This window comes from Roseateles sp. PN1 (genome assembly GCF_038419725.1).
GTDB lineage: Bacteria > Pseudomonadota > Gammaproteobacteria > Burkholderiales > Burkholderiaceae_C > Paucibacter_A.
In genome coordinates, this window is the sequence record NZ_JBCARA010000013.1 from 20,784 (window position 1) to 45,576 (window position 24,793).

Annotated in this window: 29 protein-coding genes and 1 tRNA gene; 21 read left to right on the forward strand and 9 right to left on the reverse strand. The window is 63.7% G+C overall.

Translation table 11 applies throughout. The annotated features are described in order from the left end of the window. The 12 genes from AABB87_RS18585 (at window position 1) to AABB87_RS18640 (ending at window position 10,860) form a co-directional block, all read left to right on the forward strand. The gene (locus AABB87_RS18585) at window positions 1-1,128 is read left to right on the forward strand and encodes a phospholipase (protein ID WP_341972759.1); all 1,128 of its coding nucleotides are present in this window, start codon (window positions 1-3) and stop codon (window positions 1,126-1,128) included. Window positions 1,129-1,217: 89 nt separating this feature from the next. Continuing rightward, complete coding sequence (locus tag AABB87_RS18590) at window positions 1,218-1,571, forward strand: glycine zipper 2TM domain-containing protein (protein ID WP_341972760.1); 354 nt, start codon at window positions 1,218-1,220, stop codon at window positions 1,569-1,571. Between the two features lie 304 nt (window positions 1,572-1,875). Beyond that, window positions 1,876-3,783, forward strand: a complete 1,908-nt coding sequence (gene thrS / locus AABB87_RS18595) for a threonine--tRNA ligase (RefSeq protein WP_341972761.1) — start codon at window positions 1,876-1,878, stop codon at window positions 3,781-3,783. A 72-nt stretch (window positions 3,784-3,855) separates the two neighbouring features. Next, the gene (gene infC, locus AABB87_RS18600; RefSeq protein WP_082679750.1) at window positions 3,856-4,401 is read left to right on the forward strand and encodes a translation initiation factor IF-3; all 546 of its coding nucleotides are present in this window, start codon (window positions 3,856-3,858) and stop codon (window positions 4,399-4,401) included. Between the two features lie 241 nt (window positions 4,402-4,642). Further along, window positions 4,643-4,846, forward strand: coding sequence for a 50S ribosomal protein L35 (gene rpmI, locus AABB87_RS18605; RefSeq protein ID WP_058718902.1), 204 nt, complete (start codon window positions 4,643-4,645; stop codon window positions 4,844-4,846). 26 nt (window positions 4,847-4,872) lie between these two features. Beyond that, entirely contained in the window at window positions 4,873-5,229 is a 357-nt protein-coding gene (gene rplT, locus AABB87_RS18610; RefSeq protein ID WP_058718903.1) for a 50S ribosomal protein L20, read from the forward strand. A gap of 123 nt (window positions 5,230-5,352) precedes the next feature. Next, entirely contained in the window at window positions 5,353-6,396 is a 1,044-nt protein-coding gene (gene pheS / locus AABB87_RS18615) for a phenylalanine--tRNA ligase subunit alpha (RefSeq protein ID WP_295077901.1), read from the forward strand. 53 nt (window positions 6,397-6,449) lie between these two features. After that, window positions 6,450-8,876: a phenylalanine--tRNA ligase subunit beta gene (gene pheT / locus AABB87_RS18620; protein ID WP_341972763.1), complete on the forward strand. Its 2,427-nt coding sequence runs from the start codon at window positions 6,450-6,452 to the stop codon at window positions 8,874-8,876. A 62-nt stretch (window positions 8,877-8,938) separates the two neighbouring features. Beyond that, window positions 8,939-9,352: an integration host factor subunit alpha gene (locus AABB87_RS18625; protein ID WP_445944889.1), complete on the forward strand. Its 414-nt coding sequence runs from the start codon at window positions 8,939-8,941 to the stop codon at window positions 9,350-9,352. 35 nt (window positions 9,353-9,387) lie between these two features. Continuing rightward, window positions 9,388-9,912, forward strand: coding sequence for a MerR family transcriptional regulator (locus AABB87_RS18630; RefSeq protein ID WP_341972764.1), 525 nt, complete (start codon window positions 9,388-9,390; stop codon window positions 9,910-9,912). Between the two features lie 45 nt (window positions 9,913-9,957). Continuing rightward, window positions 9,958-10,034: transfer RNA gene (locus AABB87_RS18635), tRNA-Pro, on the forward strand. A 346-nt stretch (window positions 10,035-10,380) separates the two neighbouring features. Next, on the forward strand, window positions 10,381-10,860 hold the full coding sequence (locus tag AABB87_RS18640; RefSeq protein ID WP_341972765.1) for a hypothetical protein: 480 nt from the start codon (window positions 10,381-10,383) through the stop codon (window positions 10,858-10,860). Between the two features lie 25 nt (window positions 10,861-10,885). Here the strand turns inward: AABB87_RS18640 and AABB87_RS18645 are convergent, their stop codons facing one another. Both AABB87_RS18645 and AABB87_RS18650 read right to left on the reverse strand, forming a co-directional pair. Then, the gene (locus AABB87_RS18645) at window positions 10,886-11,107 is read right to left on the reverse strand and encodes a hypothetical protein (RefSeq protein WP_058718908.1); all 222 of its coding nucleotides are present in this window, start codon (window positions 11,105-11,107) and stop codon (window positions 10,886-10,888) included. A gap of 133 nt (window positions 11,108-11,240) precedes the next feature. After that, window positions 11,241-11,891 carry a BON domain-containing protein gene (locus AABB87_RS18650; RefSeq protein WP_341972766.1) on the reverse strand — a complete coding sequence of 217 codons (651 nt, stop codon included), beginning with the start codon at window positions 11,889-11,891 and terminating at the stop codon, window positions 11,241-11,243. Window positions 11,892-12,097: 206 nt separating this feature from the next. Between AABB87_RS18650 and AABB87_RS18655 the strand changes: the two genes are divergently transcribed. The 7 genes from AABB87_RS18655 to AABB87_RS18685 all read left to right on the forward strand — a co-directional run bounded on the left by AABB87_RS18655 (window position 12,098) and on the right by AABB87_RS18685 (window position 18,720). Next, window positions 12,098-12,265 (forward strand): hypothetical protein, encoded by a 168-nt coding sequence (locus tag AABB87_RS18655; protein WP_156421869.1) that lies wholly within the window; start codon window positions 12,098-12,100, stop codon window positions 12,263-12,265. After that, entirely contained in the window at window positions 12,262-12,774 is a 513-nt protein-coding gene (locus tag AABB87_RS18660) for a hypothetical protein (RefSeq protein ID WP_341972767.1), read from the forward strand. The genes AABB87_RS18655 and AABB87_RS18660 overlap by 4 nt, the downstream gene beginning before the upstream one ends. A gap of 307 nt (window positions 12,775-13,081) precedes the next feature. Continuing rightward, window positions 13,082-14,524, forward strand: a complete 1,443-nt coding sequence (locus AABB87_RS18665; RefSeq protein WP_341972768.1) for an efflux transporter outer membrane subunit — start codon at window positions 13,082-13,084, stop codon at window positions 14,522-14,524. 182 nt (window positions 14,525-14,706) lie between these two features. Beyond that, window positions 14,707-15,999, forward strand: coding sequence for an efflux RND transporter periplasmic adaptor subunit (locus tag AABB87_RS18670; protein ID WP_341972890.1), 1,293 nt, complete (start codon window positions 14,707-14,709; stop codon window positions 15,997-15,999). Continuing rightward, window positions 15,996-16,745, forward strand: coding sequence for an ABC transporter ATP-binding protein (locus AABB87_RS18675; RefSeq protein ID WP_341972769.1), 750 nt, complete (start codon window positions 15,996-15,998; stop codon window positions 16,743-16,745). The genes AABB87_RS18670 and AABB87_RS18675 overlap by 4 nt, the downstream gene beginning before the upstream one ends. Then, window positions 16,745-17,959, forward strand: a complete 1,215-nt coding sequence (locus tag AABB87_RS18680) for an ABC transporter permease (protein ID WP_341972770.1) — start codon at window positions 16,745-16,747, stop codon at window positions 17,957-17,959. Before AABB87_RS18675 ends, AABB87_RS18680 begins: the two co-directional genes overlap by 1 nt. Before the next feature lie 53 nt (window positions 17,960-18,012). After that, window positions 18,013-18,720: a VIT1/CCC1 transporter family protein gene (locus AABB87_RS18685; RefSeq protein WP_341972771.1), complete on the forward strand. Its 708-nt coding sequence runs from the start codon at window positions 18,013-18,015 to the stop codon at window positions 18,718-18,720. Between the two features lie 51 nt (window positions 18,721-18,771). Here the strand turns inward: AABB87_RS18685 and AABB87_RS18690 are convergent, their stop codons facing one another. The 6 genes from AABB87_RS18690 to AABB87_RS18715 all read right to left on the reverse strand — a co-directional run bounded on the left by AABB87_RS18690 (window position 18,772) and on the right by AABB87_RS18715 (window position 21,747). After that, a complete protein-coding gene (locus AABB87_RS18690) occupies window positions 18,772-19,431 on the reverse strand; it encodes a SagB/ThcOx family dehydrogenase (RefSeq protein ID WP_341972773.1) in 660 nt (219 codons plus the stop codon). Window positions 19,432-19,442: 11 nt separating this feature from the next. Further along, window positions 19,443-19,751, reverse strand: a complete 309-nt coding sequence (locus tag AABB87_RS18695; RefSeq protein WP_058718915.1) for a hypothetical protein — start codon at window positions 19,749-19,751, stop codon at window positions 19,443-19,445. Next, window positions 19,748-19,948 (reverse strand): heavy-metal-associated domain-containing protein, encoded by a 201-nt coding sequence (locus AABB87_RS18700; protein WP_058718916.1) that lies wholly within the window; start codon window positions 19,946-19,948, stop codon window positions 19,748-19,750. The genes AABB87_RS18695 and AABB87_RS18700 overlap by 4 nt, the downstream gene beginning before the upstream one ends. 87 nt (window positions 19,949-20,035) lie before the next feature. Continuing rightward, window positions 20,036-20,587 (reverse strand): hypothetical protein, encoded by a 552-nt coding sequence (locus tag AABB87_RS18705; RefSeq protein WP_341972776.1) that lies wholly within the window; start codon window positions 20,585-20,587, stop codon window positions 20,036-20,038. A 72-nt stretch (window positions 20,588-20,659) separates the two neighbouring features. Next, window positions 20,660-20,803 (reverse strand): hypothetical protein, encoded by a 144-nt coding sequence (locus AABB87_RS18710; protein ID WP_156421871.1) that lies wholly within the window; start codon window positions 20,801-20,803, stop codon window positions 20,660-20,662. Between the two features lie 131 nt (window positions 20,804-20,934). Beyond that, window positions 20,935-21,747, reverse strand: coding sequence for a beta/gamma crystallin-related protein (locus AABB87_RS18715; RefSeq protein WP_341972777.1), 813 nt, complete (start codon window positions 21,745-21,747; stop codon window positions 20,935-20,937). Between the two features lie 298 nt (window positions 21,748-22,045). Between AABB87_RS18715 and AABB87_RS18720 the strand changes: the two genes are divergently transcribed. Beyond that, on the forward strand, window positions 22,046-22,495 hold the full coding sequence (locus tag AABB87_RS18720; RefSeq protein WP_445944886.1) for a response regulator: 450 nt from the start codon (window positions 22,046-22,048) through the stop codon (window positions 22,493-22,495). Between the two features lie 55 nt (window positions 22,496-22,550). Here the strand turns inward: AABB87_RS18720 and AABB87_RS18725 are convergent, their stop codons facing one another. Further along, window positions 22,551-23,183, reverse strand: coding sequence for a response regulator (locus tag AABB87_RS18725; RefSeq protein WP_058718919.1), 633 nt, complete (start codon window positions 23,181-23,183; stop codon window positions 22,551-22,553). Window positions 23,184-23,239: 56 nt separating this feature from the next. Between AABB87_RS18725 and AABB87_RS18730 the strand changes: the two genes are divergently transcribed. Further along, on the forward strand, window positions 23,240-24,610 hold the full coding sequence (locus AABB87_RS18730) for a CHASE3 domain-containing protein (protein WP_341972779.1): 1,371 nt from the start codon (window positions 23,240-23,242) through the stop codon (window positions 24,608-24,610). Window positions 24,611-24,793: the final 183 nt, after the last annotated feature.

Here is a 24,793-nt window from a genome sequence, read left to right on the forward strand (position 1 = left end):
ATGAGCGGCGGCGGCAGCAGCGTCCCGGCTCTGCAGATCTTCGCTGGCCCGCGGGCGCGTGCCCGTCTGGCCGAGCGCGGCCTGCGGCCCGAAGATGTGCAGGTCGTGCCCGCTGCGGCCGGTGGCCCCAAGGGCCTGATCCTGGGGCCGCTGGACCAGTTCATCTTTGGCGACTGGCTGGCGCGCAGCCAGCAGCCGGTGCATTTGATGGGCGCTTCCATCGGCGCCTGGCGCATGGCCACGGCTTGCGTGACCCGCAATGCCGCCGAGGTGAAACATGAGTTCGACCAACTGGCGCATGGCTATGTGCACCAGAGCTATGCGGATGAGCCGGGCGCCAAAAAGGGCAAGATGCCTTCTGCTGCCTGGGTCAGCCAGGGTTTTGCGCAAACCCTCGACCAAGTCTTTGGTGGGCGCGAGCAGCTGGCCCTGAGCCACCCGCGCTTTCGCCTGCATGTGCTGGCCTCGCGCGGGCGCAAGCTGCTCAGCCGGGAAGGGCGCTGGCGCACCCCGCTGGGCTACACAGCCGCGTTCGCGGCCAATTTGATTTCTCGCCCCAGCCTGGCCGCCTGGCTGGAGCGGGTGGCTTTTTCTGACCCGCGCACGCCGCTGCCCCTGCCGCTGGACGACTTCCGCAGTCACGCCGTTGAGCTGAATCAGGCCAACTTCCAGGCCAGCATCTTGGCCAGCTGCGCGATTCCTTTTTGGCTGCAGGCGGTGCACGACATTCCCGGTGCCCCGCGCGGTGCCTACTGGGACGGCGGCATCACCGACTATCACCTGCACCTCAACTACGCGGCCATGGCCGCCGATGAGCACAGCGCTGGCCTGGTGCTGTATCCGCACTTCCAGCAGCAGGTGGTGCCGGGTTGGCTGGACAAGGCCTTGAAGCGGCGCCATGCCGCCACGCCGTCACTGGACAACGTCGTGCTGCTGGCGCCTAACCCGGCCTGGATTGCGACCCTGCCCAATGCCAAGCTGCCGGATCGCAATGACTTTCAGCGCTACGGCGACGATATGCCTGCGCGCGCCAAAGCCTGGCTGCGCGCCATTGCCGAGAGCCAGCGCCTGGCGGATGAGTTTGCCCAGGCCTGCGAGGCGTCCAGCCTGCGCGCTTTACAGTTGTAAAAGAAAGCAAGTCTCGACAACCCGGCGGCCCGTGGCAGCGTTGAGCCAGCGTTCCAATCTGGAATGCCATCGCGCTGGAGTTGTCCGCCATGTCTGAATCCCCCGCTTTTCAGCCCCGCAAAGTCTTGTCGCGTGGGTTGCGCTTGCTTGTCGTTCTGTGCGCTGCCAGCAGCTTGAGCGCTTGTGTTTGGGTCGCCCCGCGCGGCGGCCATCACCACCACTATGACGAACGGCGCGGCTATGGTCATGGTGATGATCAAGGACGGCGTGGCTACGGCCCCAGTCGCTACGGCGCAGCCCCCAGCTCGGGTGGCGGGGCGCTGGTGGGTGGTGTGGTCGGCGGTGTGTTGGGCCATGCGGTGGAGCCTGGCGTGGGCACCGCCATTGGTGTGATCGGCGGCGCAGTGATCGGCAATGAGATCGAGCGCGGTCAGCGGCGTTAGAAGCGAACGTAGCGATTGCGCTGCTCAGGGCGCTAAAAATGGCGGGCTCTGCGAGGGCTCGTCTACAATCCGGGCTCGATCAACGAACAAGGGCGAGAAAGGCATCATGGTTATGACACCGCGAACTACGAGCACAACCTCACAGGTTCTCTAGTCGGCCGCGGCTTGTCACGTCTTTCTTAGCTGTTTTCAAAGCAGCAACCCAGTCAAAAGCGCGGCACAGTGGCCGCGCTTTTTTCATTGTCGGGCTGGCTTTATTTATCTTCTGCCACAAGCGCCCGCGCAAATTTCGGAGTACTGAGCAATGATTTCGATTCAACTGCCTGACGGTTCCAAGCGTGAATTTCCGCAAGCCGTCACCGTGGCCGATGTGGCTGCCTCCATCGGCGCCGGCCTGGCCAAGGCCGCGCTGGCTGGCCGTGTGGACGGCAATTTGGTGGACACCAGCCACTTGATCGAGGCCGACGCGCAGCTGGCCATCATCACCGACAAGGATGCCGATGGCCTGGAGGTCATTCGTCACTCCACCGCCCACTTGCTGGCCTATGCCGTCAAGGAATTGTTCCCCGAGGCGCAGGTCACCATCGGCCCGGTGATCGAGAACGGCTTCTACTACGACTTCAGCTACAAGCGCCCCTTCACGCCCGAAGACCTGGCGGCGATCGAGTCGAAGATGGGCGAGTTGGCCAAGAAGGACGAAAAGATCACCCGCTCGGTGCTGCCGCGCGACGAGGCCGTCAGCTACTTCAAGAGCCTGGGTGAGGCCTACAAGGCCGAGATCATCGAGAGCATCCCGGCCGATCAGGCGGTGTCGCTTTACGCCGAAGGCAAGTTCACTGACCTGTGCCGCGGCCCCCACGTGCCGTCCACCGGCAAGCTCAAGCATTTCAAACTGATGAAGGTGGCTGGCGCCTACTGGCGCGGCGACCACCGTAACGAGCAATTGCAGCGCATCTACGGCACGGCCTGGGCCAGCAAGGATGATCTGCAGAAGTACCTGCTGCGTCTGGAAGAGGCGGAGAAGCGCGACCACCGCAAGCTGGGTCGTGAACTGGACCTGTTCCATATCGACGAGCATTCGCCCGGCACCGTGTTCTGGCACCCTAAGGGCTGGACCGTCTGGCAGGAAGTGGAGCAGTACATGCGCCGCGTCTACCGCGACAACGGCTACCAGGAAGTTAAGGGTCCGCAAATCCTGGACAAGGGCCTGTGGGAGAAGTCCGGCCACTGGGACAAGTACCGGGACAATATGTTCATCACCGAGTCGGAGAAGCGTGACTACGCCTTGAAGCCGATGAACTGCCCGGGTCACATCCTGATTTTCAAGCATGGCATCAAGAGCTACCGCGATCTGCCGCTGCGCTTCGGTGAGTTCGGCCAGTGCCATCGCAACGAGCCGACGGGTGGCCTGCACGGCATCATGCGTGTGCGCGGCTTCACGCAGGACGACGGCCACATCTTCTGTACCGAAGACCAGATCCTAGACGAGTGCGCCAATTTCACGGCGCTGCTGAAGAAGGTCTATGCCGACTTCGGCTTCACCGACATCGTCTACAAGGTGGCAACTCGCCCCGAGGCGCGCATCGGCACGGATGAGTATTGGGATCGCACCGAGCAGGTGTTGATGGAATCGCTGCGTCGTTCGGGCTGCGAGTTCGAGATCGCCCATGGCGAGGGAGCCTTCTACGCACCCAAGATCGAATACGCGCTCAAGGATGCCCTGGGTCGCCAGTGGCAGTGTGGCACCATTCAGATCGACTCCAATATGCCCTCGCGTCTGGAGGCCGAGTTTGTCGATGAGGACAGCCAGCGCAAGACCCCGGTCATGCTGCACCGCGCCATCGTCGGCAGCCTGGAGCGCTTCATCGGCATCTTGATCGAACAGCATGCCGGCGCGCTGCCGGTGTGGCTGGCGCCGACGCAGGTGGTGGTGGCCAATATCACCGACGCACAAGCGGATTACGTCGCGGAAATCGTGAAATCGCTGCAGAAACAAGGGCTTAGAGTTCAGGCTGATTTGCGTAACGAGAAGATCACGTATAAAATCCGCGAGCATTCTTTGCAAAAGGTTCCTTTCATCCTGGTCGTAGGCGACAAGGAGAAGGCAAATGGAACCGTTGCGGTGCGCGCCCGTGGCAACCAGGATTTGGGTGTGATGGCTCTGGCAGACTTCCAAGCGAAGGCCTCAGCCGATATCTCCTCAAAGACCTGATTCTTGCCAAGCGAGGCGCGCTTTTGTTTTGTTTGGGCCTCTCGCCTTGGGGCTCGCTGAAAGGTTTTCACCATCGCTACTTTTGCTGACCGTCGTGCTGTACCGGAGCGTAAGCATCGGCTGAATCGCGAAATCATGGCTCCCGAAGTTCGTCTGAACGGTCCGGAAAACGAGCCGCTCGGAATCGTGAGCATCCAAGAAGCGCTGCGCATGGCGGGCGAGTTGGATGTTGACGTTGTCGAAATTTCCGCCACCGCGACACCGCCTGTGTGCCGCCTGATGGACTACGGCAAGTTCAAGTACATCGAGCAAAAGCGTGCGGCCGAGGCGAAGTCCAAGCAGAAGGTCATCGAAATCAAGGAAGTCAAGTTCCGCCCGGGTACGGACGAAGGCGACTACCAGATCAAGATGCGCAATCTGCGCCGCTTCATCGCTGAGGATGGTGATAAGGGCAAGGTCACGCTGCGTTACCGCGGTCGTGAAATTACCCACCAAGACATTGGCATGCGCTTGTTGGAACGCATCCGCGATGAATTGGCGGATGTGGCCGTGGTTGAGAACATGCCGCGCCTTGAAGGCCGTCAGATGATCATGGTGCTGGCGCCGAAAAAGCGCTAAGCCCCCTGCCTGCGGGTACGCAGGCACACCCCCTGAGGGGGGGGCAATTCAAAGCGGGCGGCTAGCCCGCTTTGAATTGCAAGCGCCGCCTTTTGGGGCGGTCCGGCAGGCGGCCAATATGGCGCCCGTATGAAGTTCAAGCCCGCTGATTTGGTCATCGGCGGGCTTATTAGTCTCCAGAGGCTGGCAAGTGTTGAGAGGCCCTCAACCGCCCCTGGGACATCTTAAAAGGAGCACTCACATGCCCAAAATGAAGACCAAGAGCAGCGCGAAGAAGCGCTTCCGCGTTCGTCCGGGTGGTACCGTCAAGCGCGGTCAAGCGTTCAAGCGCCACATCCTGACCAAGAAGTCGACCAAGAACAAGCGCCATCTGCGTGGTTCGGTTGCCGTGCACGAAACCAATATGGGTCACATCGCTCAGATGTTGCCCGGCTTTGGTCTGTAAACCCATTTAACTAAAGGAGATTTAATATGCCTCGCGTTAAACGTGGTGTTACCGCTCGTGCCCGTCACAAGAAGGTCCTGGCTCTGGCCAAGGGCTTCCGTGGTCGTCGTAAGAATGTCTTCCGCATCGCCAAACAGGCGGTGATGAAGGCAGGCCAATACGCCTACCGTGACCGTCGCGCCAAGAAGCGTGTGTTCCGTGCTCTGTGGATTGCTCGTATCAACGCAGCAAGCCGTGGCCTGGGACTCACCTACAGCAAGTTTGTGGCTGGCCTGAAGAAGGCTCAGATCGAGATCGACCGCAAGGTCTTGGCCGACATGGCCGTCAACGATCCGGCTGGCTTTGCCACCGTCTTCGCCAAGGTTAAGGCCGCACTGGCTTAATGCATAGGGCCGCCTTTGGCGGTTCTTTGCAGCCGCGTCTCTTAGGAGCCGCGGTGAGCAACCTCAAGGCCGACACCCTGGTGCTCGGCCTTTTTTGTTTCCGCCCGAAATTTCTTCTTCAAGATGACTGATCTCGAACAATTGCTGCAAGCCGCCCAGGCCGAATTCGCCGCCACCAGCACGCCTGCCGAACTGGAGAACGCCAAGGCGCGTTTTCTGGGCAAGGCCGGTCGCGTGACCGAGTTGCTCAAGGGTCTGGCGGCCCTGCCTGTGGACGAGAAAAAGGCGCGCGGCGCCGAGATCAATGTCTTGAAGAGTGGCATCGAAGCCGCGCTGACCGAGCGCCGCCAAGCCCTCGCCGATGCCGAGTTGGCGCTGCAGCTGAAGGCTGAAGCGCTGGACGTCACCCTGCCTGGCCGCAGCCGTGGCACCGGTGCCTTGCACCCGATCACGCGTGCCATGGCGCGCATCGAGGCCATCTTCGGCTCGATGGGTTTTGATGTTGCCGATGGCCCTGAGATCGAGACCGACTGGTTCAGCTTCTCCGCCCTCAACAATCCTGAGAATCATCCTGCGCGCTCCATGCAGGACACCTTCTATGTGGATATGAAGGACGAAGGCGGGCGCTATTTCAATCTGCGTCCGCACACCAGCCCGATGCAGATCCGTTATGCCCAGGCCCATGCCCGCCGCTATGCCGGTCAGGACCATATGCCTGAGATTCGCGTCATTGCCCCCGGCCGCACTTACCGGGTCGACAACGACGCCACCCATTCCCCCATGTTCCACCAGGTCGAAGGCCTGTGGGTTGGCGAGAACATCAGCTTCAAGGACTTGAAGGCGGTTTATCTCAACTTCATCACCGCCTTCTTCGAGACCGACCAGCTGCAGCTGCGCTTCCGCCCGAGCTACTTCCCCTTCACCGAGCCCAGCGCTGAGATCGACATCATGTTCGAGTCCGGCCCGCTGAAAGGCCGTTGGTTGGAAGTGTCTGGCTCCGGCCAGGTGCATCCGCAGGTGATCCGCAATATGGGCCTGGACCCTGAGCGTTACATCGGCTTTGCTTTTGGCTCCGGCATCGACCGCCTGGCCATGTTGCGTTACGGCGTGAATGATTTGCGCCAGTTCTTTGATGGTGATCTGCGCTTCTTGTCGCAGTTCAAGTGAGGCCCAGTACCTCCACCCACACCACCATCTGAGAACCCGAGAGAACACACACCATGCAATTTCCTGAATCCTGGCTGCGGGCCTTTTGCAACCCTGCACTGAACACCCAAGAACTGGCCGAGCTGTTGACCATGTCCGGCTTGGAAGTCGAAGAGCTGCGCCCGGTGGCGCCGCCTTTCCACGGCATCAAAGTGGCCGAAATCTTGTCGGCCGAACAACACCCTAACGCCGATAAGCTGCGCATCTGCTCGGTCAATGTTGGCGCGGTCGAACCGCTGCAAATCGTCTGCGGCGCGCCCAATGCGCGTGCCGGCATCAAGGTGCCACTGGCCACCGTGGGCGCCGAATTGCCCCCGGGCGAAGATGGCAAGGCCTTCAAGATCGGCGTGGGCAAGCTGCGCGGCGTTGAGAGCTTCGGCATGCTGTGTTCGGCGCGTGAGCTCAAGCTCAGCGAAGAGCATGGCGGCCTGTTGGAGCTGGCTGCCGATGCCCCCGTCGGTCAAGACATCCGCGAACACCTGAACTTGGATGACACCTTGTTCACCCTCAAGCTGACGCCCAATCTGGCCCATGCGCTGAGCGTTTACGGCATTGCCCGTGAGGTCTCGGCACTGACTGGCACACCGCTGACTCAGCCTGATTGCACGCCGGTGCCGGTGGCGCATCAGGACAAGCTGCCGGTGCGTATCGAGGCTGCTGATCTGTGCGGCCGTTTCTCTGGCCGCATCGTGCGCGGCGTCAATACCAAGGCGCAGACTCCTGCGTGGATGGTGGATCGTCTGGCGCGCTGTGGCCAGCGTTCGGTGACGGCGCTGGTGGACATCTCCAACTATGTGATGTTCGAACTGGGCCGCCCCTCGCATATCTTCGATCTGGACAAGATCCACGACGAGCTGGTGGTTCGCTGGGCCAAGCAGGGCGAGACGCTCAAGCTGCTCAACGGCAATACCGTCGAGTTGGATGAGAAAGTTGGCGTGGTGGCTGACAGCCAAGCGCCTGAGTCCCTGGCCGGCATCATGGGCGGCGACGCCACTGCCGTGTCTGATGACACGCAAAACATTTACGTCGAAGCCGCTTTCTGGTGGCCCGAGGCGGTGATGGGCCGTTCGCGCCGCTTCGCTTTCTCGACCGACGCGGGCCACCGCTTCGAGCGCGGAGTTGACCCGGCCTTGACCGTGGCCCATATCGAGCGCATCACCCAGCTGGTGCTGGAGATTTGCGGCGGCCAGGCCGGCCCGATCGACGACACCATCACCACGCTGCCCGAGCGTCAGCCGGTGGCCCTGCGCGTGGCGCGCGCCGCCAAGATCATCGGCATGCCGGTGACGCAGGAAGACTGCGCCCGCGTCTTCACCCGCCTGGGCCTGAGCTTCACCGAGAGCGACGCCAATGGCGGCGTGCTGACCGTGACGCCGCCGAGCTTCCGCTTCGATCTGCGCATCGAGGAAGACCTGATCGAAGAAATCATCCGCGTGCTGGGCTACCCCACGCTGCCGGACACGCCGCCGCTGGCGCCCGTGGTGGCCAAGGTGGGCTCGGAGTCGCGTCGCGCCACGCATGCACTGCGCAGCGCCGTTGCCGGCCTGGGTTACTTCGAGACCATCAACTTCAGCTTTGTTGAAGCGCGTTGGGAAAAGGAATTGGCGGGCAATCAGAACCCGATCCAGTTGCTCAACCCGATCGCAGCACCACTGGCCGTGATGCGCACCAGCTTGATCGGCAGCCTGGTCAACACCTTGCGCTACAACCTGAGCCGCCGCGCCTCGCGCGTGCGCTTGTTCGAGATTGGCCGTGTGTTCCTGCGCGACCCCTCGGTGCAGCAGGGCGACACCAGCGTGGCCGGCATTCACCAGCCCATGCGTCTGGCTGGCTTGGCCTTTGGCCCGGCCGAGCAGCAGCAGTGGAGCCAGCGTGATCGCCTGATTGACTTCTTCGATGTGAAGGGTGATTTGGAGGCGCTGTTCGCGCCGCGCCAGCTGCGCTTCGTGGCAGCTGAGCATCCCGCTTTGCATCCCGGCCGCAGTGCCCGTGTGGAGCTGGACGGCGTTGACATCGGTGTGATCGGCGAGTTGCATCCCAAATGGCGCCAGGGCTATGAACTGCCCAGCGCGCCGGTGCTGTTCGAGCTGGACCTCGATGCCACGCTGCAGCGCGTGCTGCCGGCGGCCCAGGCCATTCCGCGCCAGCAGGCTGTGCTGCGTGACCTGGCCGTCATCGTGGGCGAGGGTGTCACGCACGATGCCTTGATGCAGACCATTCTGGGCTCGGCCCACCAGGGCCTGATCCGCTCGGCCAAGCTGTTTGACGTGTTCAAGCCGACCCAGGCCAGCGCCGACCTGAAGGACGGTGAGCGCAGCATGGCCGTGCGCCTGGAATTGCTGGACGACGAGCAAACCTTGACCGACGAGCGCATCGAGCAGACGGTGGCAGTTGTGATCGCGGCACTCGCTCAAGGGCTGGGCGCGCGCTTGCGCGGCTGATAGTCTCAGAACCATCCAGCTCTTGCTCCACCCACCTGAGAACAGCGAACGCTTGCTTGATGATGACGATGGAAAACAATAAGAACAACAGCGCCGATGACAGCAAGCTGGATGCTTTGAGCACGCCCAGCGCGCCTGCCCGCGTGCTGCTGCCCAGCCTGGAAACGCCCACCTTGACCAAGGCCGAACTGGCCGAGCTGCTGTTCGACAAGCTGGGCCTGAACAAGCGCGAGTCCAAGGACATGGTCGAGGCCTTCTTCGACATCATCCACGCCAATCTGGTGCGCGGTGATGACGTCAAGCTCTCAGGCTTTGGCAATTTCAATATCCGCCGCAAGGCACCGCGCCCGGGACGCAATCCGCGCACCGGTGAGTCCATCCCGATCAAGGCGCGTGATGTGGTGACTTTTCACGCCAGCCACAAACTCAAGAGTGCAGTGCAAGGCGATGCGTGCGATGAAGACGACATCGAGTAGAGTCTGAGCTCCCAAAGGTCTAGCCCTTGATTTGCATGGACAACGTGCTTCCCGCCATTCCGCCCAAGCGCTACTTCACCATCGGTGAGGTGAGCGAGCTTTGTGGCGTGAAGCCTTATGTGCTGCGTTACTGGGAGCAGGAGTTCACCCAACTCAAGCCCATGAAGCGTCGCGGCAATCGGCGCTATTACCAGCATCATGAAGTGCTGCTGATTCGTCGCATCCGTAGCTTGTTGTATGAGCAGGGCTTCACCATCAGCGGCGCCCGCAATCAATTGGTCGATGCCGCCAGCTCGCGTGGCGACGCGGCCCTGGCGTTTGAACATTTGCAAGACAGTGATGTCGATGCGGCGGACGGCATCGAGGGCTTTGATGTTGGCGCCTTGGACGCAGATGACTTGCCTCGCAAGCCTGCGGCTTCTAGTCAGGGTGTTTCGGTCGCAGCTTTGGCTGTTAGCCAAATTCACCGTGCCAGTACGAGTACAATGCCCGCAGGTCCTTGGTCTATCGAACAGATCCGGGACGAGCTTTTTTCGATACGCGAAGATCTTTTAAAGTAATTCTTTGCATGGGACTAAAAACTGTCCTATAATGCAAAGCTCAGTCGGGGCGTAGCGCAGCCTGGTAGCGCACTTGCATGGGGTGCAAGGGGTCGTGAGTTCGAATCCCACCGTTCCGACCATTTATAAGAAGAGACTAACGGCCTAGCGGCGTAAGCAGCTAGGCCGTTTTTCCATTGGGGGTCCGAAACAGCCGAAACAAGCTGATGCGCGTGTCCACGGTGTACGTCGTGCGCGCAGGGTGTCTGCGGAGTCTCGAATTTCGGCGCATCTTTTTCGCGGCTGTTTCCCGCGCGCATGCCAACTCTTCAGCAAAGCGCTGCCGGCCCATCTGATGACTGGTAGTCACCCCGCCGGTTTGGGCTGAATCAATAGCCAGCCAGCGGTTGTGTCCAGCACATGGGTGAGCGGCGATGACCCGCCTGTTTCGGGCATGGCGCTTAGGGCTCGCGCCGGACAATCTGAGTCATGGCCATCCCACACCCCATCCCCGCAGCGCCCAGCCAGCCGGCATGGGAGATCACCGTCACCCGTTTGACTCAGGCCCTGCAGCCGCGGCTCGAGGCCTGTGCGCAAACACTGCTGCGGCGCTTTCAGGGCATCGGCCTGCGCGGTGACGTGCAGGTCCGGCAGACGCCGCGCGGGTACTCGACCTTTTTGGCCCTGGTTGGACAGCGTGGCTTGATCGGCATCGTCGACATCAGCTTGCTCGACGGCATGGCGCTGGGCCAAGAGCCATACGTGGCGCTGGATGTCCGACTGCTGGATGCCTGTGGCGATGTGGTGATGGCGGGACTAGCCCAGCGGCAGTCGCTTCACAGCGCCGCTGAACTCGCGAACTCAGATGCCTTCAGCCCGGAGAGCCTAGACAGGGCGGTGACCGCCATCTTTGTGACCAGCCTGGCGCAGTTCGATTTGCAACTGCGCCCACCCGTGCCCCAGTCTTGAACCTATCCGCACAGCATCGGCGTTATCAGTCCAGCAGCACCAAATGCCCTTGATCTTGGGCGGCTTGTAAATCTTCGAAGGGCAGGGTGACGGAGCTTTGCCCCTGCGCGCCCCAGACGATGTCGATCGGTCGCCCGTCCCGGCTTTCCACCAGACAAGGCCCGATGGGAATGCGCTGTTTGCGCCCCGTGCCGGCCAGGTAAGAGACCGGGCCGATGATGCGTGCGCGGTGTGTGGTGATGTCCATGCTGCTGCCCCTTGTTGATTGCTGATCTTGTGAGCTTGCCGAGCTGTGACTGAATGCAGAAACTCGGACACGGCTTACTGATCGCGTGCGAAACAAGCAGGACCTGCCTCGCTCGCAATCCCCTCCACCTCGCTCAGACGAGGTTCATCTTGTCGACAACATTGCGCACGCCCACGCTGCCCCAGGCGGAGCGTCTGGCCAGGTCACGCTCGGCCCAGCTGTGCACGGTGCCGGTGAGGGTGACGTCGGTACCCTTGACCTCGACCGTGATGGTCTTGGCATCGGCTGCGGCGCGGCGCTTGAGGGCAGACTCAATGTCCGCCTTGACGACCGTCGCCGACAACATGGGCTTGATGGCAATCTGATTACTGACGCCAACAACGCCCAGCAGATAGCGCACGCTGTCCGCCGCGTCCTGACGTTGGAATTGCCACTCCACATCGCCCGACAGGGTCAGCCAGCCGTCCTCCACCAGCACCTTGACCGCGTCGCTGGGGAGTGAGCTGGTCCAGCTCAGGATATTGCGGGCGGAGCCGGCGATGTCCGCATCGTTGCGCTTGCCCAGCTGTGAGAGCTTGACCGACATCTCCACGGCCAAGGCCTTGACGCCATGCACCCTTTGCGCGGCGCGCTCGGCATTGAGCTTCTCGGTATAGCTGCTGACCTCACCGGCCAGCGTCACCACACCGTCCTTGACCTCGACGCCGATCTGCGCGGCATGCACCGAAGGCTCCCACTTCAGCTCGGCCATCACGTCTTGTTGCAGCTGTGAATCAGTTTTCATAAGTGTCCATCCGGTTGCTTGAGGGGCTTGAGCTTGCGCGCCGGCGCACATGATTTCTGTGCGACAGCGCACCTTGACGCGCCAATGAACTGATGTCGCGCGCGTGCGCTGTCGCACAGAAGGCCGCGCTGGGCTTGCTTAGGCTGTGCTTTCCCATGCTGACGTCATTGCGGACGCCGGTGCCCACGTTTTGATAGGAGCTCCTGATGAACAAGAAGTACCAAAGCCCCTGGATGGCGCCCGTGCCTGGGCGGCCGACTAAGCCCGCGCAAAACAAGCCCGCAGCCAAGTCACCCCTCGCGCCGACCGAGCCCAATGAAGTGCTGGGCCGGCACAAGAACACGGGCCAAAAAGATCACAAGGGGGCGCAATGAGCCGCGCCAGCCGTGCCGCGTTTGCACCTTCGTTCACCTACCAGCCACCGTCTGAGCTTGAAGTGCCCAGCGGCCGCGGCTTCATCGCCTTGCTGGAGGCATTTCGGGCGACGGGGGGCACTGCGCCGGCTGATGTGTTGGCGCGCTTGCTGGAGGAATATCAGCTCGGCCGTGCCTGCAGCCTCGCCCAACTCGTTCATACGGGCCAAGTCTTCGGCTTTGAATGGCGCAGCAGTTTGTGGATACCGATGTTTCAGTTTGAGGCGCAGGACTTGGCCTTGAAGGCGGAGGCGCAAGAGGTGCGTGCCGCCTTGCCGCAGCTGTGGTCGGGTTGGGCGGTGGCGGCTTGGTTCGCTGGGGCTAACGCGCATCTAGCTCAGTGCCGGCCGGTCGACGTCTTGGCGTCGGATTTTGAGGCGGTGCGGCGGGCCGCCAGCGCCGTGCAATCGGTCGGCGGCTTTATACCTGTGCATGGGCGCAGGGCTGAGGGCCACGGCCTGCGCGGGTGAGTTTGCCTCGCCTAAACGTAGTCATTCACTGGGTTGACTCGCGCCGTGGTGCGCGCGCTTGGCTCACCGCCATGGATCCTGCCGTGTGCGCTGCCGAACAGACGGCCTGTTCATCGCCTACTAAAACAGTGTCATCGTCACACCTCGCCGACTCGGCCGGGTGGCAGCAGTAGTAGCAGCAGCGGAGGACTCGCATCATGCCCCTGAACTTTGATGGCCCTGGCGAACTTGCTGGCGTGCTGACGCGGCGCCTTGACGCCGGTCGGCCGCGCCGGTGAAGCGGGTCATGGGCATTGCGCCATGCGTCATGCTGGCGTGCCGATTCGCCGGCCTGGGCTTGCTCGGCAGCTTGGCAGCCTGCGCGTCGCTGGCGCCAAGCGAGGAAGCGTCGCTGGCCAAGCTCGACATGCCTGCCGCTTGGTCAAGGGGCACTGCAGTAGCGGCAGCAGCAGCGGGCGGCTCAGCCGTCAGCACCGCTTCGCTCTTGGCTTGGTGGCAGCGCTTTGATGATGCCCAGCTTGATGCTTTAGAAGGCCAGGCCCTGCAGGCCAACACCACGGTGCAGGGCGCGCGTGCGGCGCTGGGGCAGGCGCGGGCGCTGCGCGACCTTGCCGCTGCCGCTTTGTGGCCGAACGTGACGGGCCAGGCCTCCGCGCAGCGTGGCACGGTGGGCGGCCGCAGCAGTGGCAAAAACTTTCAGCTCGGTGCCGATGCCAGCTGGGCACTGGACTTGTTTGGCGCCCGGCGTGCCGCCTTGGAAGCGGGCGAAGCCGGCCTCGCGGCCAGCCAGGCCGGCCTGGGCGATGTGCAGGTGCAAATCGCAGCCGAGGTGGCGCTGAACTACATCTTGCTGCGAACCAGCCAGGTGCGCAGTCTCATCGCAGCCGAGAACCTGGCCAGCCAAGAGGAAACGCTGCAGATCACGCTGTGGCGCCAGCAAGCGGGCTTGGTCACCGCGCTGGAGGCCGAGCAGGCGCGCGCCGCCGTCGAGCAAAGCCGCTCCCTGATTCCCCTGCTGCAAACCAGCAGCGGGCAGTCGCTGCATGCGCTGGCGGTGCTGACGGGGCGGCCGCCGGCGGCCCTGTTGGAGATGGCCGAGTTTGGCGCCGTCGGCTCGGCGCTCAAGGTGCCGCAAGCGCGCGAGGTTTTGTCTCTGAACATCCCCGCCGAGACCTTGCGCCAACGTGCCGATGTGCGCGCGGCCGAATACCAAGTGGCCGCGGCCCTGGCTCGCGAGGCGCAGGCCCAGGCGCAACGCTTTCCCAGCTTTGCCATCGGCGGCTCTTTGGGCTGGAGTGCTGCCACGGTCGGCGCGCTGGGCAATAGCAATGCGGTGCTGGGCAGCTTGCTGGCCAGTGTGAGCCTGCCGCTCTTTGATGGCGGCGCCTTGAGCGCGCAGCTGCGCGTGCAGCAGGCGGCTTTGACTCAGGCGCAAGTGCTGTATCGCGCGGCGGTGCTCAGCGCTTTGCAGCAAGTCGAAGACGCGCTGCTGGCGCTGCAGGGCGCGCGCCTGCGCCTGGCCAGCCTGCGCTTGGCGGCAGACGCCGCCAGCAGCGCCGCCCAGCTGGCCCGCCAGCGCTACAGCAGCGGCCTGATCGATTTTCAAACCGTGCTCGAAACCCAGCGCACCCAGTTCGCCACCCAGGACGGCGTGGCCAGCGCCAGTGCCGAAGTGGGTAGCGACCAAGTGCGCTTATTCAAAGCATTAGGCGGCGGTTGGTCGCCCGCCGTGGAAGCACCCAACAGATGAACTCAGCGATCCCGCCCCCGGCTCCAGTGGTAGTTCCCGGGCCCGTGCCTGCGCCTGCGCCTGCGCCTGCGCCCGAAGTTGCCGCCGTCCCTCCAACCGAACCCCAGGCCGCCGCCAAACCCGAGGCAAAAGCTGAAGCCAAACCTGCAGCAGCATCAGGCACGGCGGCGCCCGGCGCCGATCTGTCTGAACTGCTGGGCGAGCCGGCGGCGCGGCCTTGGTACCTGCGGCGCTGGCTGTGGGGCCTGCTCGCCGCGGTGTTGCTGGCCGCGGCGGGCCTCGCCTGGTGGTGGGCGGGGCGGGCGGCCAAGGCGGAGCCGGGCTACACCACGGTGGTGGTGGGGCGGGGCGATCTCACGCTGACCGTCACCGCCAATGGCACGGTGCAGCCCACGCGCTCCATCAATATCGGCAGCGAGCTGTCGGGCACGGTCTTGAAGGTCAATGTCGACGTCAATGACCGCATAAAAAAAGGCCAGGTGCTGGTGGTGTTGGACACCGCCAAGCTGCGCGGCCAGATCCTGCGCTCGCAAGCCACTTTGGCCGCCGCCCACGCCCGGCATGCGCAGACCGGGGCCACCGTGGCCGAAGCCCGCGCCGCTTTAGGCCGTCTGGAAGAAGTGGCGCGCCTGTCCGGCGGCAAGGTGCCGTCCAAGGCCGAGCTGGATAGCGGCCGCGCCACCCTGGCGCGTTCCGTTGCCGATGACGGCAGCGCGCAGGCCGGCATCAGCGATGCGCTGGCAGCACTCTCCACCGACCAGATCAACCTCTCCAAAGCCTCGATCACCGCGCCCGCCGATGGCGTGGTGCTGACCCGCGCGGTCGACCCCGGCAACACGGTTGCCGCCTCGCTGCAGGCGGTGACGCTGTTCACCGTGGCCGAGGACCTGGCCCGGCTGCGCCTCTGGGTCTATGTGGACGAGGCCGATGTGGGGGCGGTCAAGGTCGGCCAGGCGGCCACCTTCACCGTGAGCGCCTATCTGAGCCGGCCCTTCCCGGCACGCATCACGCGGGTGGGTTTTGGCTCGACCATCACCGACAACGTCGTCACCTATCTGACCTACCTCGATGTGGACAACGCTGACCTCAGCCTGCGCCCGGGCATGACGGCCACCGCCATCATCGTGGCCACCCAACGCAAAGACGTGCTGCTGGTGCCCAACGCCGCCTTGCGTTATGCGCCCAGCACGGCAGCGGCCAGCGCCAAGAAGGGCATCGCCTCGGGCATTGCCTTCGGCCCGCCCAAGACCGAGAGCCGGCGCCGCGGTGCGGCCGACGGCGCCAGCACGGCCGCGGCGCGTCAGGTCTGGATCTTGCCCGCTGACTCAAACGGTGTGGCCATCAGCGGCGCGGTGCCCAAGGCGGTGGCCGTGGTGCCGGGCATCAGCGACGGCCATATGACCGAGATCGTCAGCGGCGCGCTGAGCGCCGGCATGCGGGTCATCACCGCCCAGCAAACAGCGGGGGCCAAGTGAGCACGCGCCTGATCGAGCTGCGCGGCGTGAGCAAACGCTATGGCAGCGGTGCGGCGGAGCTGCTGGCGCTCAAGGGCATCAACCTGGACATAGACGCCGGCGAGTTCGTCGCCATCATGGGCCCCAGCGGCTCGGGCAAGTCCACGGCCATGAACATCCTGGGCTGCCTGGATACGCCCTGCAGCGGCCAGTACCTGTTCCGAGGCGCACATGTCGAAGCGCTGTCGCGCGACCAGCGTGCGCGCTTGCGGCGGCGCTACCTGGGCTTTGTGTTCCAGGGCTTCAATCTGCTGGCGCGCACCTCGGCGCAAGAGAATGTTGAGCTGCCGCTGCTGTACCGGGGCGACGGTGCGGCGGCGCTCCGCAGCGCAGCTGCCAAAGCCTTGGCCGATGTGGGCCTGGCCGGCTGGGAGCAGCACACGCCGGGCGAGCTATCGGGCGGCCAGCAGCAGCGGGTGGCGATTGCCCGCGCCATCGTCACCCAGCCCGCCGTGGTGCTGGCCGACGAGCCCACCGGCAATCTGGACACCCTGCGCAGCCACGAGATCATGGGCCTGCTGATGGCGCTGAACCGCGACCACGGCATCACCGTGCTGATGGTGACGCATGAGCCCGATATGGCCGCGTACGCACGGCGCATGGTGCACTTCGTTGATGGACGCATCGCCAAGGACGTGCTCAACCCCAATCCGACCACGGCCGCACCGGTGATGGACGGCATTGAGAGCAGTGTGGAGAGCATCTGATGCTGTTCAGCGTCTTCATGCTGGCGCTGCGCTCGGTGAGGCGCAATATGCTGCGCTCCTTCCTCACCATCCTGGGCATCGTCATCGGCGTCAGCGCCGTCATCACCATGGTGACCTTGGGCAATGGCGCTACGCAGGCGATTGAAGATAAGATCACCAGCTTGGGTACCAATTTGTTGATGGTCAGCCCGGGTCAGCGCATCGGTGGCGGCGGGGGCGGCGGCGGTGTGCCGCAGTTCATTGAGGCCGATGGTGAGGCCATCGCCGCGCAAATCGGCGGCGTGGCTGCGGTGGCACCACAGGGCCGCGCCACCGCCACCGTGGTGGCCAATGGGCGCAACTGGGCCACCACCGTGGTGGGCAGCAGCAATGCCTGGTTTGAGACCGGCAATTGGGAGCTTGCCAGCGGCCGGCTGTTCGCGCCCGATGAGCAGCTCTCGGGTGCGGCCGTGTGCATCATTGGCGAGACGGTGCGGCGCGAACTCTGGGGCGGCAGCGTGGGGCAGACCGGCCTGGGCCAGCAATTGCGGGTCAAGCATTTCTCCTGCGAGGTGATCGCCATCCTGGCGGCCAAGGGGCAGGGCGGCATGGGGGATCAGGACGACACCGTGCTGCTGCCGCTGCACACCTTGCAGCGGCGGGTCACCGGCAGCCGCAAAGTGGGCGTCTTGCTGGTGTCCATGCAAGACGGCAGTGACAGCGCGCCGCTCAAAGCCAGCCTGCGCCAGCTGCTGCGCGAGCGCCGCCACCTGGCCGAGAGCGATGACGACAACTTCAATATCTTCGACACCCAGCAACTCGCCGAAACCTTGTCCAGCACCATGGGCGTGCTGACCAGCTTGCTCGGCGCGGTGGCGGCGGTCAGCCTGCTGGTGGGCGGCATCGGCATCATGAACATCATGCTGGTCAGCGTCACAGAGCGCACCCGCGAGATCGGCTTGCGCCTTGCCGTGGGCGCGCTGGAGAGCGAGGTGCTGCTGCAGTTCCTGATCGAGGCGGTGGTGCTGTCGGCCCTGGGCGGTGTGATCGGCATCGTCATTGCCACGGCGGCGTCTTATGCGCTGTCGGGTGTGATGGGCGTGCCCTACACATTCGATCCGGCCATCAATCTGCTGTCCCTGCTGTTCTCCGCGGTGATTGGCGTGGTGTTCGGCTACTTCCCGGCCCGCCGCGCGGCGCGCATGGACCCGATTGAGGCGCTGCGGCATGAGTAGCTGGTGCAAGTGCTCGGCCTGGCATAACTAGAAATTTGATTGGGGTTTGAGTCATGCGTCTTCCTGCTGAAAACCACCGCAGCGTCCGCATTGGCTGGCTGCGCGCCGCCGTGCTGGGCGCCAATGACGGCATCGTGTCCACTGCCAGCCTGGTGCTGGGTGTGGCGGCAGCCGGCACCGAGCCGCGTTTGATTTTGCTCACCAGCGTCTCGGGCCTGATCGCCGGTGCCATGTCGATGGCGGCTGGGGAGTTCATCTCGGTGCACTCGCAAAAGGACACCGAGCATGCCGACTTGGCGCGTGAGCGTGCCGAGTTGGCCCAAGACCCTGCGGGTGAGCAGCGCGAGTTGGCGGACATCTACGTCGGCCGTGGCCTGGCGCCGGCGCTGGCCGATCAGGTGGCCGCGCAATTGATGGCGCATGACGCGCTGGCGGCCCATGGGCGGGATGAATTGGGCTTGTCTGACACCACGGCCGCGCGTCCTCTTCAGGCGGCCTGGGCTTCAGCGGCGAGCTTTGCGCTGGGCGCAGCCTTGCCGATTGCTGTGGTCGCCGTGACTGTGGTGGCAGCACCTGCGCAGCTGAGTGTTTGGGTGTCCGCCTCGTCCCTGGCCTTTCTGGCCGGTCTGGGTGCGCTCTCGGCCCAGGCGGGCGGGGCACCCATCTGGGGCGGCACCTGGCGGGTGGCATTCTGGGGCGCGGTGGCGATGGCGGTTACCGCAGCGGCCGGCGCCATATTTGGTGCGGTCGCTGGCGTTTGATCGCTGGCAAGGGCATGGAAGCGCCGACGCCCTTGCGCGGCGCCTGTGCCTTCAGGCGCCGGACTCAGCCTTCATTCCGCCCACCGTCTGCGACAGCAGCAGTTGGTGATCGGCTTGCAGGCCCATGGCTTGCGACAGCGCGTCGCGGTCGAACCAGGCGCGTATCACCGTGGCCAGGCCTTCCGAGGCGCAGTAGAGATACACGTTCTGCGCCATCGCACCGGCCATGACGTAGGCGTACGCCTCGCGCTGGGCGGCGGGCACCAGGCCCAGGCGTGAATGGTCGGCCACGAAGACGAGGTCCAGCGGGGCGGTGTCGACAAAATCTTGCTGGCCGGTGACGCGGCGCACATCGCTGGCGACGATCAGGCGCAAATGGTGAGGCAGCGGCTCGTAGAGAAACAGGCCCTGCGGCATCGCCACATACAGCAGCACCTCTTGCGAGTTCATCGCGCTGGGCACGGTGCGCCCGCCGAGTTCGTGCCGGTTGATGCCGGCCGCGGCCCAAAGCAGATCGGAGAGTTGTTGTTCGGCCAGAGGCTCGGGCGCGAATTCGCGCCGCGACTGCCGGCTGGCGAGTGCAGCGATCAAGGGCATGCCGCCGGTCAGCGAGGGCGCGGGCAGGTGCAGCAGGGTGCTGGCACCTTCAAGCGCTGGCAAAGGCTTCAATTGGCCGATCAGGCCGAGGGCCATTTTGGTCAAGCTATTCATCGCATCCGTCCTCAGGCAAGCCGGTCCATATCGTGGACCTCGCGCTCATGGGTGGCCGGGCCGTCCATCACAATGGTGGCGCGGCCGCCCTCATAGTCTGCCACCATGAATTGGCGGTCGGGGATGTGACCATGGGTCGAAGGAAATAGGGCGAACACCGGGGCGCCGGCGCGAATGGCCTTGACGGCCTTGCTCACCGGTACTTCCACCTCGGGCGCGGCCCAGGCGTTTTTCTCGGTGTCCACCGGACCCCAGAGCACGGCGGTGATGCGCCCGCCAGCATCCAACCTGACCTTGGAAACCGCAAAGGTCTTCTTCATGCCGCCACCGGCGAATAGCCGGCCCGCTTGATCGCATCGCTCAGCTGCCGCGCTGTGGCGTGGCTGGGTTCGATCTCGACCGTGAAGGTGGCCAGATCCACCCGCACCAAGGCGGAGTGATCGGCCTCTTTGAGTGCCTTGGTGATGGCGCCGGCACAACGCGAACAACTCATATCGCTGACTTGAAACGCAATCATGGCGAGGCCATCCTTTCAAGGCGCAGCCCAAGCGGGGCCTGGGCTGCTGGCATGTCGACCGGGCATATCACTGCCCCGAACTAAAACTTAGTCCTTACCGACGCTGGCCTTGGCGTTCGCCACGCAACTAGCCTTGGCGTCACCGGACTGGGAGTCGCACTTCTCGACGCGCACCTTGTAGTCGGCGTCGCGCTTGGTTTGCACATCGTCCTTCACGGCCGAGTCGATCTTCTTGCTCAACTTCACATCGGCCAGGATCTTGGCTTCGACTGCCTTGGCTTCTTTGACGCACACGTCCTTGTCATTGCCGGACCGGTCATCGCATTTCTCTTTGGCAATCGCGTAGTTCGATTCCGCCTTGGCGATGATCACTTTTTTGCTGTCGGCGGCGCTGCCGGTGTGGGCATATTCGCCTTCAGCGAGTGCCACCTTTTCGCGACCCTTGGCTTCCTCAACGCAAATGTCCTTGGCATTGCCGTTCATGGCGCCGCAGGCCGCTTTCTCGGACTTGTAGTCCGCCGCAATGCGGGTCTTGTTGGCCTTGTACTCATCCTTGCTGGTCATGGCGGCTTGCGCCACAGGCACGCAGAACAGGGCGGCAAGAAGGATTGAAGCCTTGAGATTGAATTGAGTGTTCATGATGTTCCTTGGTGCTTGATGAAAGAAAGGGAGAAAGAAATTTTTGTGGGTGTGCGATCGGCTTGGGGGCGATCAGTCATCCCAGATCCGCAAGCCGCCTAGCGCCTGGCGCCCCATTTCCGCCTGGACTTGCTCTGCGGCATACCAGCTCAAAATCGCGAGTCCGCATGAGGACGCAAACGCCAGCGCGGTCAGCGCTAAAAGAACGAAGCTCATGGGGGACCTTTTGCGACGGGTGAGCGAGTCCCCAGTGTTGGCTTGCCGGGGCGGCTGGCCTAGCGGACGACTTCGCTTGTCGGGGTAGTCAATGTCCTACGGTCAGCGCCGGGCCTTGGCTGCGTATAACTTCAAGTGCGCGGTTCGCCTTGCCGGTTGACGATGATGGTGCGGCCCGGGGGTGAGCTCATTTGCATGCGGTGCTGGCGGCCCTGAAAGGTGTAGGACACGTCCCAGTACTCAGGCCGGCCTTGTTGTTGGCCCGTGTCGGAGCTGCAGCGCTGCACGTCTTGGGTCCGGCTGGATTGCCCGTCGTCCCCCATCCGCGAGCCGAGTGCTGCGCCGGCCACCACACCACCCACGGTCGCCAAGTCTTTGCCGCGGCCGCCGCCCACCTGGTGACCCAGCACGCCGCCAATCAAGGCGCCCACCAGGGCGGCCGGCACATTGGCATTGCTGCTTTGGGAGACTTCTTGCTGCTCGATCCAGCAGCGCTGTTGGGCTTGATGGCCCATCACGGCGCGCACCGAGGTGACCTCGGCCTCATACAGGCGTTCGTTATCGCGGCGGCGCGAGTCATAGCTCGACACCGGCGCGGGGGCATAGCGCTCGTCATCAAACTGGGCATTGGCCGACACCGCGCGTGCCGACGAGATGCGGTCGTTCAGACCCATGGATGAGAAGTTCAGGTAGTTGCCGCGGCGCAAGATGGCGCAGCGCCCACCAAAATTCTGTTGATCGCAAACCTCCCAGCGCCCCTTGCCGACCACCGCCGAGGAGGCCATGTCGTTGAAGCCATAGCGCTGCAGATTGTTGACCTTGTTCTGCGTTTTGAAGGATCGGCCGGCGAAGCTGTCATGCTCGTAGAAGGTGATCTGGGCGCCGGCCTGGGTGGCCAAGGCGAGGCCCGCTGCAGCGGCCAGTAGTTTCAGCTTTGAACTCATCGAAAGCTCCTGAAGTGAGAGTGGTTCTCCGCTAATTTTGAATTTGAGCGGCATCATTGGTGCGGTAGGAGCAGTGTTGAAGCCAGCACCCTCTGGCGGAAGCAGACGGGGGCTTGGAAGCGCGTAGTTGCTGTCCTACGCATGGGCCTTGGGCGGCTGCTGTAGGCCAATTCCTACATCAAGCCGGGCAAGTCCAACCTGCAGCATGCGTGGCTTTGCTGGCACACTCGGCCCATCCACCAATGACCCGAGGTCAGCGGGATACGTTTGGGCCTTGCCCAGCCAGCCGCCACCCCCCATGACACCTGAAATCTCGGCCCCTGACCCCATCGAACTTGCGCGGCCCATGGCCAGGCTCAAGACTTACATCGTCGAGGACAGCCCGGTGATCCGTGAGAATTTGATCGCGACCCTGGAAGAGCTTGGTCCGATCGAAGTGGTCGGCACGGCCGAAGATGAGGCCAGCGCGGTGCAGTGGACCCGCCAGAACGCGCACCGCTTTGACTTGGCCATCGTCGATATCTTCTTGAAGCAGGGCTCAGGCATCGGTGTGTTGACGGCGCTCAGCGCCATACCCGGCCACCACACCATGGTGGTGCTCAGCAACTACGCCACCAGCGATATGCGGCGTAAGTGCCTGGCCTTGGGTGCGGCGCGGGTGTTCGACAAGTCCAATGAAATTGATGACTTGCTGGACTATTGCTGCCGCTTGGCGGTGGGCGACACCGGCCGCGCTGGCCTGGACTGAGATGGGCGCGTGCTGTGCTTGGCGAGTGAGTCCCCGCGCTGCCGGCCCGCCAGCCTTATTGAATCAGGCCGTTCTTCAGGGCGTAGTAGGTCAGGTCGCTATTGGATGCGAGCGACATTTTTTCCATCACGCGGGTGCGGTAGGTGCTGACTGTTTTGACGCTGAGCGACATGCTGTCGGCCATATGGCCAATCGTCTCGCCCCGGGCCAGGCGCAAGAAGACCTGCAACTCACGCTCCGACAAGCTTTCATGCGGCGGGCGGTCGCCGCCACTGGCCAGCCCATTGGCCAATTGCTCGGCCACACCGGCGCTGATGTATTTGCGCCCGCGCACCACGGTGCGAATGGCGCGAACAATCTCATCCGGGTCGCAGTCCTTGTTCAGATAGCCGCTCGCACCTTGGCGCAGCAAGGTGGTGGCGTAATGGGCCTCGGGGAAGCCACTCAAAATCAAGACCGGCAAGTCCGGCGCGCGCGCCTTGATGGCGGCCAGGGTATCGACGCCGCTTTGGTCGGGCATGGAAATGTCGAGCAAGATCACATCGACCTCACCCTGGCGCACGATCTCCATCGCCGCCCGGCCGGTGGCCGCCTCGGCCACGACTTGGAAATCGATCTGCTCGGCAAAAAACTGCTGCAAGCCGGCGCGAACGATGGCGTGGTCATCAACAATGGCGATACGAATCATGGGTGTGACGGCGCTCCTATGGGCCATGATCCCACGAATTCCCTTTGGGCCGGCTTATGAATCTTTTCACTGTCGCAAGGCGCAGTCCGCTGGTCGTGCCCCTGGCCTGTGTGGCGACGGTGGCCGTCATCTTTCTGAGCGAGAGTTCCTACCAGCGCGCCACCGCCAGCCTGGCGGAGTTGGCCATGATGACCAAGATCCGCATGACCACACGCCTGGTGTTGATGGGTCTGCTGGATGCTGAAACCAATCAGCGCAGCTATCTGCTGACTGAGAACAAGGCCTATCTGGCGCCCTATGCGCGGGGGCTGGCGGCGAGCCAGGACGGCATGCGCGAGCTTGATCTCTCTTATGAGCGTGATCCCGCCTACAAGGCCCTGCTGGCCGAAACCCGGCAGCATTTTGATGCCAAGCTCGCCCTGCTGTCGCAGGGCATACGCTTGACCGACGCCGGGCAGCGCGAGCAGGCGCGCGAGCTGGTGCAAAGCGGTGCGGACAAAGAGGAAATGGACGCGTTTCGAGACCACGTCTCGGCGCTCTTGAAATTGGAGACCGCTCGCACGGCCGAAGAACAAGCTGCGCTGGCCAGCACCCTGCTGATCAACCGCATCGGCCTGGCCGCTCTCTGCGCGGCTTGCTTGCTGGCCTTGTTCTTGTACGTGCGCAAGAGCCTGATTCTGGAACAGCAATTGCAGGACTCCAGCCGCAGCCTGCAAGACGACCGCGACCAGCTGCAAGACGAGGCCGGCATCAGCAAGCTGATGCTGACCGAGCTGACCCAACATTTGCTGAGCGCCCGCGAAGATGAGCGCGGCCGCCTGGCGCGCAATCTGCATGATGAGCTGGGCGCCTTGCTGACCTCGGCCAAGCTGGACGCCGCGCGCATCAAGTCGCGCCTGAACCAGGCTCCGGTGCCGGCGCCCGGCGTGACCGAGGCCTTGGAGCGCTTGGCGCATCTGGTCAGCACCCTCAATGCCAGTATCGCCCTGGGGCGCACCATCATCGAGGACTTGCGGCCCTCAACGCTGAGTAATCTCGGCCTGCTGCCGACCCTGGAGATCTTGGTGCGTGACTTTGCCGAGGCCCAGGGCGTGCAAGTGCATTGCGATTTGCATCCGGTGGCCCTGGCCAGCGGCACCGAGATCGTGGTTTACCGGGTGCTGCAAGAGGCGATCACCAATATCTCCAAGTACGCGCAGGCGAGTCAGCTCTGGGTGGAGATGAAACAGGCGCAGGGCTGGGTGACGGTATCGGTGCGTGACGATGGCCTGGGCTTCGATGCCGATGCCACGCCACGTTCGGCCTATGGCTTGCTGGGCATGCGCGTGCGGGTGGAGGCTGAGGGCGGGCGCCTGACGGTGTGCTCGCAGCAGGGCCAAGGCACTTTGATTCAGCTCTTGCTGCCGGCCCAAGACAGCCCGGCATAGGCTGATTTGCGGCCGAGCGGACGGGCTGGCGAAACCTCGGGCGGGGGCGCAGAGCCATCGTCCTACACAGCGGCGCCGGGTCGTCCGACCCTGCTGCAAGCGGGCCGCCTATCGCGGCCGCGCTGTGCAGAGCCCACACTCCTTGCATGCCGCCGCCACTTGGGCGGCGACCTCACCGCCATC

What these genes read in the sequence shown, in the direction of transcription:
- AABB87_RS18585 (WP_341972759.1), top strand. Translation starts at nt 1, where the DNA reads ATGAGCGGCGGCGGCAGCAGCGTCCCGGCTCTGCAGATCTTCGCTGGC.
- AABB87_RS18590 (WP_341972760.1), top strand. Translation starts at nt 1,218, where the DNA reads ATGTCTGAATCCCCCGCTTTTCAGCCCCGCAAAGTCTTGTCGCGTGGG.
- thrS (WP_341972761.1), top strand. Translation starts at nt 1,876, where the DNA reads ATGATTTCGATTCAACTGCCTGACGGTTCCAAGCGTGAATTTCCGCAA.
- rpmI (WP_058718902.1), top strand. Translation starts at nt 4,643, where the DNA reads ATGCCCAAAATGAAGACCAAGAGCAGCGCGAAGAAGCGCTTCCGCGTT.
- rplT (WP_058718903.1), top strand. Translation starts at nt 4,873, where the DNA reads ATGCCTCGCGTTAAACGTGGTGTTACCGCTCGTGCCCGTCACAAGAAG.
- pheS (WP_295077901.1), top strand. Translation starts at nt 5,353, where the DNA reads ATGACTGATCTCGAACAATTGCTGCAAGCCGCCCAGGCCGAATTCGCC.
- pheT (WP_341972763.1), top strand. Translation starts at nt 6,450, where the DNA reads ATGCAATTTCCTGAATCCTGGCTGCGGGCCTTTTGCAACCCTGCACTG.
- AABB87_RS18625 (WP_445944889.1), top strand. Translation starts at nt 8,939, where the DNA reads ATGACGATGGAAAACAATAAGAACAACAGCGCCGATGACAGCAAGCTG.
- AABB87_RS18630 (WP_341972764.1), top strand. Translation starts at nt 9,388, where the DNA reads ATGGACAACGTGCTTCCCGCCATTCCGCCCAAGCGCTACTTCACCATC.
- AABB87_RS18640 (WP_341972765.1), top strand. Translation starts at nt 10,381, where the DNA reads ATGGCCATCCCACACCCCATCCCCGCAGCGCCCAGCCAGCCGGCATGG.
- AABB87_RS18645 (WP_058718908.1), bottom strand. Translation starts at nt 11,107, where the DNA reads ATGGACATCACCACACACCGCGCACGCATCATCGGCCCGGTCTCTTAC.
- AABB87_RS18650 (WP_341972766.1), bottom strand. Translation starts at nt 11,891, where the DNA reads ATGAAAACTGATTCACAGCTGCAACAAGACGTGATGGCCGAGCTGAAG.
- AABB87_RS18655 (WP_156421869.1), top strand. Translation starts at nt 12,098, where the DNA reads ATGAACAAGAAGTACCAAAGCCCCTGGATGGCGCCCGTGCCTGGGCGG.
- AABB87_RS18660 (WP_341972767.1), top strand. Translation starts at nt 12,262, where the DNA reads ATGAGCCGCGCCAGCCGTGCCGCGTTTGCACCTTCGTTCACCTACCAG.
- AABB87_RS18665 (WP_341972768.1), top strand. Translation starts at nt 13,082, where the DNA reads ATGCTGGCGTGCCGATTCGCCGGCCTGGGCTTGCTCGGCAGCTTGGCA.
- AABB87_RS18680 (WP_341972770.1), top strand. Translation starts at nt 16,745, where the DNA reads ATGCTGTTCAGCGTCTTCATGCTGGCGCTGCGCTCGGTGAGGCGCAAT.
- AABB87_RS18685 (WP_341972771.1), top strand. Translation starts at nt 18,013, where the DNA reads ATGCGTCTTCCTGCTGAAAACCACCGCAGCGTCCGCATTGGCTGGCTG.
- AABB87_RS18690 (WP_341972773.1), bottom strand. Translation starts at nt 19,431, where the DNA reads ATGAATAGCTTGACCAAAATGGCCCTCGGCCTGATCGGCCAATTGAAG.
- AABB87_RS18695 (WP_058718915.1), bottom strand. Translation starts at nt 19,751, where the DNA reads ATGAAGAAGACCTTTGCGGTTTCCAAGGTCAGGTTGGATGCTGGCGGG.
- AABB87_RS18700 (WP_058718916.1), bottom strand. Translation starts at nt 19,948, where the DNA reads ATGATTGCGTTTCAAGTCAGCGATATGAGTTGTTCGCGTTGTGCCGGC.
- AABB87_RS18705 (WP_341972776.1), bottom strand. Translation starts at nt 20,587, where the DNA reads ATGAACACTCAATTCAATCTCAAGGCTTCAATCCTTCTTGCCGCCCTG.
- AABB87_RS18710 (WP_156421871.1), bottom strand. Translation starts at nt 20,803, where the DNA reads ATGAGCTTCGTTCTTTTAGCGCTGACCGCGCTGGCGTTTGCGTCCTCA.
- AABB87_RS18715 (WP_341972777.1), bottom strand. Translation starts at nt 21,747, where the DNA reads ATGAGTTCAAAGCTGAAACTACTGGCCGCTGCAGCGGGCCTCGCCTTG.
- AABB87_RS18720 (WP_445944886.1), top strand. Translation starts at nt 22,046, where the DNA reads ATGACACCTGAAATCTCGGCCCCTGACCCCATCGAACTTGCGCGGCCC.
- AABB87_RS18725 (WP_058718919.1), bottom strand. Translation starts at nt 23,183, where the DNA reads ATGATTCGTATCGCCATTGTTGATGACCACGCCATCGTTCGCGCCGGC.
- AABB87_RS18730 (WP_341972779.1), top strand. Translation starts at nt 23,240, where the DNA reads ATGAATCTTTTCACTGTCGCAAGGCGCAGTCCGCTGGTCGTGCCCCTG.